This is a genomic window from Pseudomonas migulae NBRC 103157, assembly GCF_002091715.1.
Taxonomy (GTDB): domain Bacteria; phylum Pseudomonadota; class Gammaproteobacteria; order Pseudomonadales; family Pseudomonadaceae; genus Aquipseudomonas; species Aquipseudomonas migulae_A.
On sequence record NZ_BDAG01000017.1, the window covers coordinates 50,462 to 64,963 of the forward strand.

Consider the following 14,502-nt stretch of genomic DNA (forward strand, 5'->3'; position numbering starts at 1 on the left):
TAGTCCTCGCTCAATGCAAAGAACGTACAGAAATGTGTACAGGATGACAGGGCGATACCTACGAATGGTCGTTACACAGACGATGCATCTGCGTTTGTGATGAGTATCGCTGAATGCCCTTCGAGACGTTTCCGTGAACGATGTAATCCGTATCCGATTCAAACGCCATCCTTTGGCCGCTTCAGGGGTTTCTCGAATCCTGTGATCTCGCCTCGATTCATCAGTTTGATTTTTGAACCCGCGAACACTTCGTACAACTGCTGATGCGCCAAAAAACCACTGGCGTCATCGCGGGCACGATAACTGCCGGCCCACGCCAGCAGCGTCATTAACAATTCGTCATCTTCTGGTTTGTGCTCTCGCTGGCGAATATTGGCGATGCATTGTTCTTCATCAACACACAACCAGATCAACGCGGTGGCGCGGTGAATAAGCTCGCTGGCGATCCAGCCGTAAACACCTTCGATTACCCAGCGCTCTTTATCTGCCGCGACCCGCGCTATGCCCAATGCTTCTGCGCGTGGGCGGGCGATGCTGTGTTCGTCGGACAGCCAGTGGATTGAATCGAGATCGATCCACGGTGATCGCAGATGCCCAGCCAAGCGCTCGGCCAACCAGCTTTTGCCCGAGCCGGAGTTGCCGATGATCAGTGTCCGAGCGAGATTCATATCCAGTAGCCTGCGTTAACGCATAGTCCGAGTACTCGACATCGATTAAATGTGGGAGCGGCGGTGCGGCGATCCCACAGGTACCGGCCGTACCTTCAATCCTCCGCCTCAGGTGCCACCATCCGTGTTTTCGGCGAACCATCCGAGTTGAGTTGAAAAATCTCCTGCGGCTGCCCTTTTTCATTAAAGAACACCTGCCCGATCCCCGCCGAATTCCACAACCGTTCACCCGCCTCGGCATGTTCCGGAACGTGCGGCACGATGCGCATCCGTCGGCGCTTGGTCAGCCAGTTCAGCGGCGAGCGCGGGGAATAGAGCCAGCGATTGAGCCGGTCGAACCATTCAAGCAGCGCCGGTGGAAATTCGTTCTTGATGCCGCTGCTGGTGATCTGCCAGATCCTCGGGCCAGCCTTGCGGTGTGGGATCAAGACTTCATAGACGAAGGAATAATGCACATCGCCTGACAGCACCACGTAGTTACCCGGTGTACGCGAGTGTCGGAAAATGTTCAGGATCACCTGGGCTGCGCCGCGATGGGCCATCCAGTTTTCGGCGTCCACCAGCAGTGGATAACCGAACCAGCTGAACACCCGTTGCACGGTTTCTATCAGCTTCACGCCGAACACCGGTGCCGGCGAAACGATGATCGCCGACGGATGATCCAGCAATTCCTGTTGCAGTTCGCTAAGGGCTTCCCAATCCAGAAGACCCGAGGGCTGCTTGAGCGTCATCTCACTGCGCCAGCGCCGGGTGCGGGTGTCGAGCACCACCATCGCCGGAGTGGTCGGCAACACGTAATGCCAATGCTGGAACTTCAGCAACTCATCGATCAAGGCGTCCTGCACCGGGCTGTCGAGATAGCCATCGTCCCCGGTCGCGCTAAAACCATCAGTCTTCTCCAGCACCGCATCGAAGGCGTCCGGATTGTTGCCCCAGCCCTGGCACAACATATAAGCGATCAGCGCATTGCCGATGATGCGCTTGGAGAACGGATGGCCGTAGGCCGTTTCCTCCCATTGCGCGGAAAGATTCCAGTCATCGGTAATATCGTGGTCGTCGAAGATCATCAGGCACGGCAAATGCGCGAAGGCGCGGGCGACATCGCCAAGGCCGGCCTTGAAATCATCGATGCGCGTTTGCTCCAGTGCATAACGCTCGCGTCGTTCGGGAATCAGTTTCGGTGGTTTGGGCGCGATCAGCGTCCAGGGTGTCGGCGACCACACCAGCAGGTACATGGCCATGACTTCAGCGAATGTCACCAGATGATTGTCGGCACTGCTGCTGGTGAAAATCGGCTTGCGCGCACCGCCGAAAAATCGCTCGCGCAGGGTTTCGTTGCTTTGCAGCGCCGGTAACAAATCCGCACGGTGGTAGTAGCTGGCCGCATGCTCATAGAGCTTGGCGCTGTCGCTGACCACGGCGCCTTCAAGGTGTTCGCCGAACAACCCCAACCGCGCGATCAAGGCATGAATGGCGCGCAACATCGGTCCCGCGACATCGTCGGCGTACACCTGATCGCCGCTCATCATCAGCAATGCCGGACGCTCTGTTGCTTCATGTGCCGACGCCAGCAAGCGATCAACGCAGAGCAAACCGTCGGCGGCGCGATGGTGCGGTTTGCGGCAGGAGCCATGCAGCAGCTGATCGATCCGAGAGCGCAAAACGAAATTCGGCGAGCGTGCTTCGCCATACAGCAGATGCGGCGCCCATTCGGCGATACCCGTTGCGGCTTCATCAATCAGCAGGTCGTACTCGATCAGCGTGTCGCAGGGCAGTGCGACGTCCAGCGGCACATCGATCAAATGAATGAAGGCGCGAGTACCGACCCGGATGATCGTGCATTGCCCGGCGTCGAGGCGTATGTCGCCTACACCTTGCAGGCGCAACGTCAGTGACAACGACCGGCTTCCTACAAGCCACAGCACCAGCCGCTTAGGCTCCAGCCGCCGCAGCATGGGGCCGACCAGGACCGGTGGCAGTGAGGTGCAATCGTCAGGTAAAGGCAGTGATTCGGACATCCGGGTTCAAGACTCTTGGCGCACAGGTCGGCGATGATAACGCAGGTGGCTGCGGATGCCTGTTAAGCCTTGAGTTGAAACTGCTTGATCCTGGCCCGGTATTCAGCGGCGACCACATCCAGCTCCGAACTTGGCAATTTGTTCGCCTGATACACCAGAAACGGATCGCACCATGCCCAGTGGCAGCGGTTCGCAGTGGCACGCAACGGTTGCAGCAGTTGCTCAAGGGGAAACAGGTTTACGCCAGTTTCGCCGTAGGCCTGGGGCGTGTTACCTGCGGTGGCGGCAACCATGATTGGCAGGCCCTCAAGTTTCCGGCCCTGAACTTCATAGGCGATGTAGTACATCTGCGTGAGCACACTGTCCTGCCATGCCTTCAGCAGTGCGGGCGTTGAATACCACTGCACCGGAAATTGCAGCACCAGCCGCTTTGCCGACAACAAACGTTGCACCTCCGCTGCGATGTTGACTTCGTCGGTCGGGTAAAGCCCGTACAGATCGACGATGCACACGCCCTCCAGATCCTTCACGGCATCAAGCATGGCGCGGTTTGCATGGGAGCGCCCCAAATCAGGATGAAAACTCAAAATCAGGGTGGTGTCGTTCATGGCTCACCGGTTCAAGTGAAGGGAGCCACAGCGTGCCAGCCTGCTGTACATTGCTCCAATGGATGGTTTGTCTAATTGGGTATTGATTTAATGAATCTGCGTTCGGTGGACCTCAACCTGTTGACCGTGCTCGATGCGTTGCTCGACGAAGCGCATGTCTCCCGCGCCGCCGAGCGAGTCGGCTTGTCGCAACCGGCGGCGTCCAATGCGTTGGAGCGTTGCAGGCACCTGTTCCAGGATCGTTTGCTCGAGCGCGGACAGGGCGGCATGCAACTGACGCCAAAAGCACAGGCCATGCGCGGCCCGTTGAAGCAGATTCTGGGGGCGGTCAGCACGCTGGTCGGCACCGCCAGTGCCGAGCTGAGCACCCTGCGCCAGACCGTGCGCATCGTCATGGCCGACTTTCCGGCGATCGTCATCGCCCAGCGATTGCACCAACGACTGGCGGAACTGGCACCGGGCATCGACCTGGTGATCCAACCCTGGCAGGGCGGTGAGGCGGCGCAGGAAAGCTTGAGTCGCGGCCAAAGCGATCTGGCCATGTCGGTGTTCCCGCCTCTGGGCCCTGACTACACCCGGCGCCTGCTGTTGCACGAGCATTTCGTGGTGGCAATGCGAGCGGGGCACCCTGCAATGGCAGGCTTCAATCTCGACCGCTGGCTGAGTTATCCACACGTGCTGGTGTCCGGGCGCGGCGCCACCTGGGGCCCGCTCGATGAACAGTTGAAGGGCCAAGGGCTGTCGCGGCGGGTCGGGATCGTCGTGCCGAGTTTTGTCATGGTTCCGGATCTGCTGCTGGGGTCGGACCTGATTGCGATGCTGCCGAGCCAGTGCCTGTCGATGCCGATGGCCAAGGCGTTGCACACCGTAGATCCGCCGATTGAGGTGGAGGGTTTTGCTGTGCATCTGGCCTGGCATAAGCGGCGCGATGAAGACGTGGCGGTGCAGTGTGTGGCGCGCGTGTTGGAGGCAGTGATTGGTACTGGCTGATATCCACCTCGCCATTGGCGACCAACCAGCGAAACACCTCGCTCACTGACACCGTGTGGCTGCGCTCGATCCAGCGCACCACGGCCGGGCCATAGTGTTCGGTGTAACGAGTGAGCACCAGTTGGCGGCAATCTGCCGAGAGGCGCAGGGTGATTTCCCGACAGTGCAGATTCGCCTCGGCGTCACGGGTCATCCGTTGTTGAAGAATCAGACCTTCAGAAACCATCGGCCGGTGCTCCTGTGCATTGAGGCTTGGTGTTGTCGGGCGAGCCTTGTTTGCCATCGGCCACGTAAGCCGCACGATGCTCGGCCACCACGTTGCGCAACGCGCTGTAATAGTCCGGCAGTTTTTGCAGGCTGTCGGTCAGCGGCAAGGCTTCTGCTCGACCATCGACGATGCCGCCGACCGTGTTGATCGTGGACAAGGTGTCGACGGTATCGCTATTGCTGCCGAACGGATCGACGACGAAACCGAGCACGCGTCCGGCCGCATCGCGGCTGTTGGACGTGCCGAACAACGGCAACTCGACGATCGGGCCGTTGCCGATGCCCCACACGCCGAAGGTCTGCCCAAAGTCTGCGTCGTGGCGCGGGATGCCGGCCATGCCGGAAACGTCGATCAAGCCCACCACGCCAACCGTTGTGTTAATCACGAAACGCCCCAGGGTGTTGACCGAGCGCCCCGGGTTGCCTTGCAGCACGTCATTGATAAACACCTTGGGCTCACCGAAGTTCTCCACGAAGTTATGCACACCCGTCTGGAAAAAGTCCGGCAAGTAGCGATAGCCGCGGGCGACCGGTGCCAGGGCGTAGTCATCCACAACCCGGTTAAACGCAAAGACCCCGCGATTGAACGGTTCCGCCGGGTCGTTCACCGAATAGGTTATGTCGGCGCAGCTCACCTGGGCGGTGGACGACGGTTGGCTGCTGCAACCGGCCAACCCGGCGGCCAGCACGGCGATCGAGGTGTTGCGGGCCAGCCAGGGAGCACATTTGAAAGGCAACATGGACGCGAGTCTCGGGAGGAATTCGCGGTGATGCTGGGCCCCGAGTCTTGCGCAAAGATGTCCGGTTTATGACGCCGCTGTCGTTTTATTGCAGGATTGAAATATATGACGCGCTGCCGCGAATGGTTTTAGATGGCGGTTCCATTCGTCCCGTAAGTGACCTTCGGTGAACAGCCTTTTAATTGTCGACGATGACCTCGAAGTCCTCGACCTGTTGAGAAAATTCTTCGTCCAGCACGGCTACAGCGTTGAGGTCGCCACTGACGGCGCATCGCTATGGGCGGCCATCGAGCGCCAGATGCCGGCCTTGATCATTCTCGACGTGATGTTGCCCGGCGACAGCGGGTTGATCCTGTGCCAGCAATTGCGAATCCGCCACGCGATCCCGGTGATCATGCTCACCGCCATGGGCGAACTGAGTGATCGGGTAGTGGGCCTCGAACTCGGTGCCGACGATTACCTGACCAAACCCTTCGACGCCCGCGAACTGCTGGCCCGGGTACGTGCCGTGTTGCGCCGGGTGGACGAGCGTCGACCACTGACGGAGGAACGCCCACGGCCGCTGATCGACTTCGCCGACTGGCACCTCGACGTCACCCGTCGTGAACTGCGCTCGCCGGACAATGTAATGATTCCGCTCTCGGCCGGTGAGTTTGATTTGCTGCTGGTCTTCGTCGAACACCCGCAACGCATCCTCACCCGCGAACAACTGCTGGACCTGGCGCGCGGGCATTGCCACGACGCGTTCGATCGCAGCATCGATGTGCAAGTCAGCCGCCTGCGACGCAAACTCGAGTCCGACACCAAGCGCCCGGCGATGATTCGCACCGTACGCAATGGCGGTTACCTGTTCACCCCCAGCGTGACGCGGCGATGAGCTGGCTGAAGCGGATTCGCCGTGACACGGTGGCGCGCTGGATCGCCCTGACCATCATCCTGGCGATGCTCATTTCGCTGGCGCTCAACGGACTGTTTATTCAACTGGCCGGCGTTTGGGCCCGACCGCCACTGACCGAAATCGGTCTGCTGGAAAAGGCCGCCGCCATCACCCGCGTCATCGAGGCCGCGCCAGCGCCGTTGCGCAACCCGTTGGCGCAAGCCGCCAGCGAAAACGGCTTCATCGTCAGTTGGCACCCTGACCGGCGCGATCTCAACCTGCCAGAAGCAGAAGATGCGAAGTCCGACATTGGCGCGCACATCCTCCAACCGATGCTCAAAGCCCCTGACCGGCGAATCGAGGCCTATGAGCCCGCCGACTGGACCGAACACACCGAGAACGCGCATTACGCGCTGCTGATCGAACTGGCAGACTCGACCTGGCTGAAGTTCTCCGCGCCCTCGCGCAGTTGGGGCCTCGACGAAACGCCGCGCTATCTGATCGTGATTTTGCTGGTGCTGATCTCCACCGCGCTGGTCGCGCTGATCGCTACCCGGCGTCTCGCCACACCCTTGCAACGTTTCGCCGAAGGCGCCCGGCGCTTCGGTTCGGACTTCCGTGCACCGCCCATCGAACCCTTGGGGCCCCAGGAAATCCGCCAGGCGATCCTCGCGTTCAACGCCATGCAGGCCCAGCTGCAACACTTCATCCGCGACCGCACGCAAATGCTCGCCGCCATCTCCCACGATCTGCGCGCACCGCTGACACGGATGCGTTTGCGCGGCGAATTCATCGAAGATACGGAGCAACAGCAGCGGCTGTTTCGTGACGTGGATGAAATGCAGGCGATGATCAATTCGGCACTGGAATTCTTTCGCGATGATGCGCGGCTTGAACCGGCCACCCAGTTCGATCTGGCGGAACTGCTGCAAACCTTGCGGGACGATTACCGGGATCAGGGTGTCGAGATCGCCTTCAGCGGGCCGCAGCGGCTGGTGTATTTCGGACGGCCATTGGGGCTTAAGCGGGTGATGACCAATCTGCTGGATAACGCGATCAAGTATGGAAGTGAGCCGGCGATTGAACTGATGCCTGAGGCAGGGGAAGTGCGGATTATGGTGCTGGATCGTGGGCCGGGGATTGCGCAGGCCAGCCTTGAGCAAGTGTTTGTGCCGTTCTTTCGTCTGGAAGGGTCGCGGAACAAAAGCACCGGTGGCGTGGGGTTGGGATTATCGGCGGCGCGGGCGATTGTGCTGGAGCATGGCGGGGAGCTGAAGCTGCGTAATCGGTCGCAAGGAGGGTTGGAAGCGTTGGTCGTTTTGCCAGTGCATCCGGGTTTCGCACTACAGTGAATGATCCATGCCGTTCGCGGGCGCCGGGGAGGCGCGGATCAGAGGAGAAGACTTATGAAGCGGATCATCCTGCCGGTACTGGCCACACTGATGTGGGTGCAGTTCCCGGCCTATGCCATCAACGACAAGTACCGCAAACAACTTGAGCAATCCGGTTGCACCCAGGTCAGCGAGACTCAGGGCTGCGATATCCACAAGAGCAGGGCGGAAAATGCCAAGGCCGGGTTCACCAACGCCGCGGCGGACAGCGCCCATACACAAACGCCTTACGTCGGGCAGTGGGTTGCCAAGAGCGATGCCGGCGCGACCGTTGCCACGATTCGCATCGATGCCAAGGAGCAAGTCTGGGTGAATGGCAAACGGGTAAATGCCCAGCGCACCGATGGCACGCTGCAGTTTCGCCAGGGCAAAGTCACCTTCACGATTCAGGGTGATCGGCGGTTACAGAATGAAGACTATTGGACCGACAGCGATGCCGGGACCAAAGGGTCGATTCAGATCGAGTAACCATTACATCCTGGGACGCGGCATCGTTGAGGGCATGCGTTGTTGGGAGGGGATAATCCTGCCACTGTCACCGTTGGCGGGCGGTCTCACCTGGCCGTCCTGGCTCGTGTCATGGCAGGACGATCCGCTGAGGGCCACGAACACGGCGAACAGGAGTGGCAGGATCAGGTGCTTGAGCATGGATGTTCTCCAGTGCCAGGTCATTCCAGCTTAATCCCTGTTCCGCGCGTGCCACTTTCCGTTGGTCCGACCATCGATTCCCAATACTTGTGCCAAGCTGAAGAGTGTCAATCCGCCTGCCGCCCTCAGGAAGCACACGACATGAAGCCTGCCAATACGTCGAACATCCGTCGAGAGTTCTACAAAGCTGTCGGCTACTACCTTCGAGTTGTCTGGCCCATCCTTTCCACCATGCTGATCGTCATCGTCATGTGCGGCCTGATCATCAGCTACCTGGAAGGTTGGGATCCTTTTGACGGCATCTATTTCGGCTTCGTGACCGGCTTGACCATTGGCTATGGCGAGCTCGTGCCGAAGTTGCCGCTTTCGCGGATATTGGCAATATTGCTCGGGTTCAACGGCGTGCTGCTCACGGCGATCTTTGCGGCGATCAGCGTGCGTTCGATTGAGATCGCGGTGCGGGTGACCGATGGAGATGAATAAGGCGGAGCACTGCACACAACCCTCTGCAGGAGCGAGCCTGCTCGCGATGGAGTCATGGACGCCGCGCTAATCCAGGATTCGCGCTTTATCGTTGACGACCGTCGCGAGCAAGCTCGCTCCTACCGTTTTTCATCCTGCAGGTTAAGCCTCCCAACCGGCCCCGCTGACCGCCTCTTGCGCCAACGGGTGCAAGTCTGCCCCGTGATGCTCTGTCTGCCAGGCCAGCAATTCCTTGCGCATCCCCGGCGTCCAGTACATCTGCAGGTGATTACGCACACCGAGCACGGCTTGTTTCTGGTCCGGTTCGGTGGCGAAATACTGGGCGATCTGGTTGACCATCTTGATCAAGTTTTCAGTACTCATCGGCGCACCTCCGCTTTAGCGCCACGGGCCTGACGGCGATCCTTGAGCAAACGGTCCTGTTCGTCGCTGAAGGCCTGGTAGCGTTTTTGCCACTCCGAAGGGTGATAGACGCGACTGACTTCCACGGCCGTGACTTTGTACTCCGGACAGTTGGTGGCCCAGTCGGAGTTGTCGGTGGTGATCACGTTAGCGCCCGATTCAGGGAAGTGGAACGTGGTGTACACCACGCCCGGCGCGACCCGTTCGGTGACCCGCGCACGCAGTACAGTCTGGCCGGCGCGGCTGCCGATGCCGACCCAGTCACCTTCATTGATGCCACGGCTCTCGGCGTCGGTCGGGTGGATTTCCAGGCGGTCTTCGTCGTGCCAGGCAACGTTTTCGGTACGCCGGGTTTGGGCGCCGACGTTGTACTGGCTGAGGATGCGCCCGGTGGTCAGCAGCAGCGGATAGCGATTGTTGACCTTCTCCTCGGTGGGCACGTAGCCGGTGAGCATGAAGCGCCCCTTGCCGCGCACGAATTCATCGATGTGCATGGTCGGCGTGCCGTCCGGTGCTGCGGCGTTGCACGGCCATTGCAGGCTGCCGTGGCGGTCCAGTTCGGCGTAGCTGACGTTGGTGAACGTCGGCGTCAGGCTGGCGATTTCATCCATGATTTCCGATGGGTGGTTGTAGTTCATCGGGTAGCCCAAGGCATTGGCCAGGGCCACGGTGCCCTCCCAGTCGGCCTTGCCGCCCAGAGGATCCATGACCTTGCGCACCCGCGAAATACGTCGCTCGGCGTTGGTGAACGTGCCGTCTTTTTCCAGGAACGAAGCGCCCGGCAGGAACACATGCGCGAACTTGGCGGTTTCGTTGAGGAAAATGTCCTGCACCACTACGCATTCCATGGCCGACAGCGCCGCGGTGACGTGCTGGGTATTCGGGTCGCTCTGGGCGATGTCTTCACCCTGGCAATACAGGCCTTTGAAACTGCCGGCCAGCGCCGATTCGAACATGTTCGGAATGCGCAGGCCCGGATCAGGTTGCAGGGTGACATTCCACGCCTGTTCGAACTGCGTGCGCACTACTTCGTTGGAGATGTGCCGGTAACCGGGCAACTCGTGGGGGAACGAGCCCATGTCGCAGGAGCCCTGCACGTTGTTCTGCCCCCGCAACGGGTTCACGCCCACGCCTTCGCGGCCGATGTTGCCGGTGGCCATGGCGAGGTTGGCGATGCCCATGACCGCGGTGCTGCCCTGGCTGTGCTCGGTGACGCCCAGACCGTAATAGATCGCTGCGTTGCCACCGGTTGCATACAGGCGGGCGGCGGCACGAATGTCGGCAGGTTCTACGCCGCAGACGGGGCCAAGCACTTCCGGCGAGTTTTCCGCGCGGCTGACGAATTCGCTCCAGCGCGCAAAATCGTTGCCCTCGCAACGGGCATCGATAAACGGCTGATTGAGCAGGCCTTCGGTAACGATGGTGTGGGCCAACGCATTGAGCATGGCGACGTTGGTGCCCGGACGCAGGGCCAGGTGCAGTTCGGCGCGGGCATGCACCGAGTCCACCAGATCAATGCGGCGAGGGTCGATGACGATCAGCCGCGCACCTTCACGCAGTCGGCGTTTGAGCTGAGAGGCGAATACCGGGTGGGCGTCGCTCGGGTTGGCGCCCATCACCAGGATCACGTCGGCCTGCATCACCGAGTCGAAACTCTGGGTACCGGCAGACTCGCCCAAGGTTTGTTTCAGGCCATACCCGGTCGGCGAGTGGCAGACCCGTGCACAGGTGTCGACGTTGTTGTTGCCGAACGCCGCGCGCACCAGTTTTTGTACGAGGTAGGTTTCTTCGTTGGTGCAGCGGCTGGAGGTGATGCCACCAATGGAGTCGCGGCCATATTTTTGCTGCAGACGCCGGAATTCGCTGGCGGCGTAGGTCACCGCTTCATCCCAGCTGACTTCCTGCCAAGGGTCGTTGATGTGCTGGCGGATCATCGGCTTGGTGATGCGATCCGGGTGAGTGGCGTAGCCCCACGCAAAGCGCCCTTTGACGCACGAGTGGCCGTGGTTGGCCTGGCCGTTCTTGTCCGGAACCATGCGCACCAGTTGGTCGCCTTTCATCTCGGCGCGGAACGAACAACCCACACCGCAATAGGCACACGTGGTGATCACGCTGCGTTCCGGCTGGCCCATCTCGACCACGCTTTTTTCCATCAGCGTCGCGGTGGGGCAGGCTTGCACACAGGCGCCGCAAGACACGCACTCCGAGTCGAGGAAGTTCTCGCCACCGGCCGCCGCGACCCGGGATTCAAAGCCGCGCCCGGTGATGGTCAGGGCGAAAGTGCCCTGAGTTTCTTCGCAGGCGCGCACGCAGCGGTTGCAGACGATGCACTTGCTCGGGTCGTAGTCGAAATAAGGGTTGGAGGTGTCTTTCACATCCTCCAGATGGTTCTCGCCTTCATAGCCGTAACGCACCTCGCGCAGACCCACCTGGCCGGCGACGGTTTGCAGTTCGCAGTTGCCATTGGCCGAGCAGGTCAGGCAGTCCAGCGGGTGATCGGAGATGTACAACTCCATGACATTGCGGCGCAGCGTGGCCAGCTTCGGCGTCTGCGTGTGCACGGTCATGCCTTCAGTGACCGGCGTGGTGCAAGACGCCGGATAGCCACGCATGCCGTCGATCTCCACCAGGCACATGCGGCAGGAACCGAAGGCTTCCAGGCTGTCAGTGGCACAGAGTTTCGGAATGGTGGTGCCCAGCATCGCGGCGGCGCGCATCACTGAAGTGCCTTCCGGCACGCTGATGCTGCGTCCGTCGATGTTCAGGGTGACCTGCACGTCGCTGTCGCGGGCCGGGGTGCCGAGGTCGATGTCGGTTTTCGGGTCGAAAAGAGTGATCATTGCTCGGCCTCCGAGGCTTGCAGACCGAAGTCGGCGGGGAAGTACTTGAGGGCGCTGGCGACCGGAAAGGAAACCATGCCACCCAACGCGCACAGCGAACCGTATTGCATCGTGTCGCACAGGTCCTTGAGGATGATCACCTGCTCTTCGCGACCGCTCTGGTCCGGCGCGGCCAGCAGGCGGTCGATCACCTCCACGCCCCGGGTCGAGCCGATGCGGCATGGCGTGCATTTGCCACAGGATTCTTCGGCGCAAAACGCCATCGCGAAGCGCGCCATGTGGGCCATGTCCAGGCTGTCGTCAGCCACCACCACACCGCCGTGACCGAGCATCGCGCCCATGGCGGCAAAAGCCTCGTAATCCAGCGGCGTATCGAATTGCGACGGCGGCACCCAGGCGCCGAGCGGGCCGCCCACCTGCGCAGCTTTCAGCGGCCGACCGCTGGCGGTCCCGCCGCCGTAGTCTTCCACCAGTTCCCGCAGCGTCAGGCCAAAGGCCCGTTCCACCAGACCGCCGTGACGAATATTGCCCGCCAGCTGGAAAGGCATCGTGCCCAGGGAACGGCCCATGCCGTAATCGCGATAGAACTGCGCACCCTTGGCCAGAATCAGCGGCACTGAAGCCAGGGTCAGCACGTTATGCACCAGCGTCGGCAAGCCGAACAGGCCTTGCAACGCGGGGATCGGCGGCTTGGCGCGGACGATCCCGCGCTTGCCTTCGAGGGAATCCAGCAGCGCCGTTTCCTCACCGCAGATATAAGCGCCGGCACCGACGCGCACTTCCATATCGAAGGCCAGGCCGCTGCCGCCGACATTGGCGCCGAGGTAACCGGCATCACGGGCGATGTTCAGCGCTGCGCGCAGTGTGGCCACGGCATCCGGATACTCCGAACGAACATAGATGTAGCCGAAGGTGGCGCCGACGGTAATGCCGGCAATGGCCATGCCCTCGATCAGCAGGAAGGGGTCGCCTTCCATCAACATGCGGTCGGCGAAAGTGCCCGAGTCACCTTCGTCGGCGTTGCACACGATGTACTTCTGCGCCGTCTGGGTGGCGCGCACCGTGCGCCATTTGATCCCGGCGGGGAACGCCGCGCCGCCACGGCCACGCAGGCCTGAATCGAACACCGCTGTTGCGGTCTCTTCGCCGCCAACCGTGATGGACCTTTTCAAACCCTCGAAACCACCGTGCGCCCGGTAATCGTCAAGCGACAGAGGCCGGGTAATACCGGCGCGGGCGAACAGCAGGCGTTGTTGGGTTTTCAAATAGGGGATTTCTTCCACCGGACCTAAGGCCAGCGGATGGCTTGACGGCTCGCCTTGCAAGGCATCGAGCACCGACGGCACATCAGCCGCGGTCAATGGGCCAAAACCGATCCGGCCTTGCGGGCTGTCCACTTCCAGCAGCGGTTCCAGCCAATACAATCCGCGCGAACTGGTGCGCTGCAACTCCAGTGGCAGGTTGCGCTCCTTGGCCTGAGTGATCAGCGCCGTGGAAACCTCATCGGCCCCAACAGCACGGGCAAGGGAATCACAGGGCAAATAAAGAGTCGGCATCACGCGTCCTCCCGGCAAGCGTCGAGCAAGGCATCGAGACGCTCAGCACTGAGCCGCGCATGCACCCGGCCATCCAGCTCAAGCGCCGGCGAACAGGCGCAGGCGCCAAGGCAATAAACGGGGCGCAAACTGATGCTGCCATCGGCGCTGCTGCCGTGATCATCCAGTTGCAGACGTTCGCGTAACTGCGCGGCAAGCGCTTCGGCACCACGGCTTTTGCACGACTCAGCCCGGCACAGCCGCAGGATATGCCTGGCCGGCGGTGCGGTACGGAAGTCATGGTAAAAACTGATCACCCCGCGAACCTCAGCCTGACTCAGATTGAGGGCATGAGCAATCTCGGGGACGGCCACATCGGGGATGTAACCGATGCGTTCCTGAATATCATGAAGAATGGGCAACAGCGCGCCCGGGGTGCCCTTATGGCGCTCCAGCAGGCTGTTGACCAAAGGCAGGTGCAAACTCTCATCAGGCATTCAGCAATCCTCACGGTCACGGACAAACCAGATGGTTGTCGTTCGTCCGAAAGTGTCGGCTGCGGCAGTCACACCACGTCACGGTATCGTGGCATTTTCAGGCCGTTGGCCAGGGCACCCTTGGCGGGCATCTTGTTGTGCCCGGCACGGTCTTCGCCGCACCTCTACTGGGCATAAAGGGCAGCTTGCCACGGCGCTTTTGATTCAACTGCACCAAAGCGACGTGTTCGGTTCTGCCTACGACTATCCATTAAGTCTAGATGAGAGCCACGCGGGGCGTTTACTCACCGGTCTAATGCCCTGAGGGCTTGTCGATGCCTGATGTATAGCAAGCATTACAGGTGCGAAACAGCATCAGATCCGTGGACAATTCAGGGAGCAGATGCGCTGATATATCCCGCCGTAAACCGAAAACCATTCACCCCGAGCCAAATAATAAAAAGCCCTCAAAAACCTCGGGCCAAATTCCAAATCCCAATCACTCCACACCCCCCCTGTGGGAGCGGGCTTGCCCGCGAAAGCGCCAGCCCAGCCGACG

General features: G+C 60.9%; 13 protein-coding genes. 5 read left to right on the plus strand and 8 right to left on the minus strand.

All coding sequences use genetic code 11. From position 1 onward, the window contains the following. Window positions 1-158: 158 nt before the first annotated feature. The 3 genes from PMI01S_RS14840 to PMI01S_RS14850 all read right to left on the minus strand — a co-directional run bounded on the left by PMI01S_RS14840 (window position 159) and on the right by PMI01S_RS14850 (window position 3,294). Window positions 159-668 (minus strand): P-loop NTPase family protein, encoded by a 510-nt coding sequence (locus PMI01S_RS14840; protein WP_084320749.1) that lies wholly within the window; start codon window positions 666-668, stop codon window positions 159-161. 95 nt (window positions 669-763) lie between these two features. Further along, window positions 764-2,686, minus strand: a complete 1,923-nt coding sequence (locus tag PMI01S_RS14845) for an alkaline phosphatase D family protein (RefSeq protein WP_084320750.1) — start codon at window positions 2,684-2,686, stop codon at window positions 764-766. Window positions 2,687-2,748: 62 nt separating this feature from the next. After that, window positions 2,749-3,294, minus strand: coding sequence for an NAD(P)H-dependent oxidoreductase (locus PMI01S_RS14850; RefSeq protein ID WP_084320751.1), 546 nt, complete (start codon window positions 3,292-3,294; stop codon window positions 2,749-2,751). Window positions 3,295-3,384: 90 nt separating this feature from the next. Here PMI01S_RS14850 and PMI01S_RS14855 point away from each other — a divergent pair, with 90 nt between their 5' ends. Then, window positions 3,385-4,284, plus strand: a complete 900-nt coding sequence (locus tag PMI01S_RS14855; protein WP_084320752.1) for a LysR family transcriptional regulator — start codon at window positions 3,385-3,387, stop codon at window positions 4,282-4,284. A 215-nt stretch (window positions 4,285-4,499) separates the two neighbouring features. On the opposite strand, the gene PMI01S_RS14865 is transcribed toward PMI01S_RS14855, so the two are convergent. After that, window positions 4,500-5,291, minus strand: a complete 792-nt coding sequence (locus tag PMI01S_RS14865; RefSeq protein WP_084320753.1) for an MlaA family lipoprotein — start codon at window positions 5,289-5,291, stop codon at window positions 4,500-4,502. Between the two features lie 166 nt (window positions 5,292-5,457). Here PMI01S_RS14865 and PMI01S_RS14870 point away from each other — a divergent pair, with 166 nt between their 5' ends. From PMI01S_RS14870 to PMI01S_RS14885, 4 genes are all read left to right on the plus strand, one after another. Next, on the plus strand, window positions 5,458-6,168 hold the full coding sequence (locus tag PMI01S_RS14870; protein ID WP_084320754.1) for a response regulator: 711 nt from the start codon (window positions 5,458-5,460) through the stop codon (window positions 6,166-6,168). Next, on the plus strand, window positions 6,165-7,520 hold the full coding sequence (locus PMI01S_RS14875; protein ID WP_084320755.1) for an ATP-binding protein: 1,356 nt from the start codon (window positions 6,165-6,167) through the stop codon (window positions 7,518-7,520). Before PMI01S_RS14870 ends, PMI01S_RS14875 begins: the two co-directional genes overlap by 4 nt. A 54-nt stretch (window positions 7,521-7,574) precedes the next feature. Next, the gene (locus tag PMI01S_RS14880) at window positions 7,575-8,027 is read left to right on the plus strand and encodes a hypothetical protein (RefSeq protein WP_084320756.1); all 453 of its coding nucleotides are present in this window, start codon (window positions 7,575-7,577) and stop codon (window positions 8,025-8,027) included. 321 nt (window positions 8,028-8,348) lie between these two features. Then, the gene (locus PMI01S_RS14885) at window positions 8,349-8,690 is read left to right on the plus strand and encodes a potassium channel family protein (protein WP_084320757.1); all 342 of its coding nucleotides are present in this window, start codon (window positions 8,349-8,351) and stop codon (window positions 8,688-8,690) included. Window positions 8,691-8,831: 141 nt separating this feature from the next. On the opposite strand, the gene PMI01S_RS14890 is transcribed toward PMI01S_RS14885, so the two are convergent. From PMI01S_RS14890 to PMI01S_RS14905, 4 genes are read right to left on the minus strand one after another with little or no spacing between them, the layout of a single operon-like run. After that, a complete protein-coding gene (locus PMI01S_RS14890; protein ID WP_084320758.1) occupies window positions 8,832-9,053 on the minus strand; it encodes a formate dehydrogenase subunit delta in 222 nt (73 codons plus the stop codon). Then, the gene (fdhF, locus tag PMI01S_RS14895; RefSeq protein ID WP_084320759.1) at window positions 9,050-11,932 is read right to left on the minus strand and encodes a formate dehydrogenase subunit alpha; all 2,883 of its coding nucleotides are present in this window, start codon (window positions 11,930-11,932) and stop codon (window positions 9,050-9,052) included. Before fdhF ends, PMI01S_RS14890 begins: the two co-directional genes overlap by 4 nt. After that, window positions 11,929-13,488, minus strand: a complete 1,560-nt coding sequence (locus PMI01S_RS14900) for a formate dehydrogenase beta subunit (protein WP_084320760.1) — start codon at window positions 13,486-13,488, stop codon at window positions 11,929-11,931. The genes fdhF and PMI01S_RS14900 overlap by 4 nt, the downstream gene beginning before the upstream one ends. After that, entirely contained in the window at window positions 13,488-13,964 is a 477-nt protein-coding gene (locus tag PMI01S_RS14905) for a formate dehydrogenase subunit gamma (protein WP_084320761.1), read from the minus strand. The genes PMI01S_RS14900 and PMI01S_RS14905 overlap by 1 nt, the downstream gene beginning before the upstream one ends. Window positions 13,965-14,502: the final 538 nt, after the last annotated feature.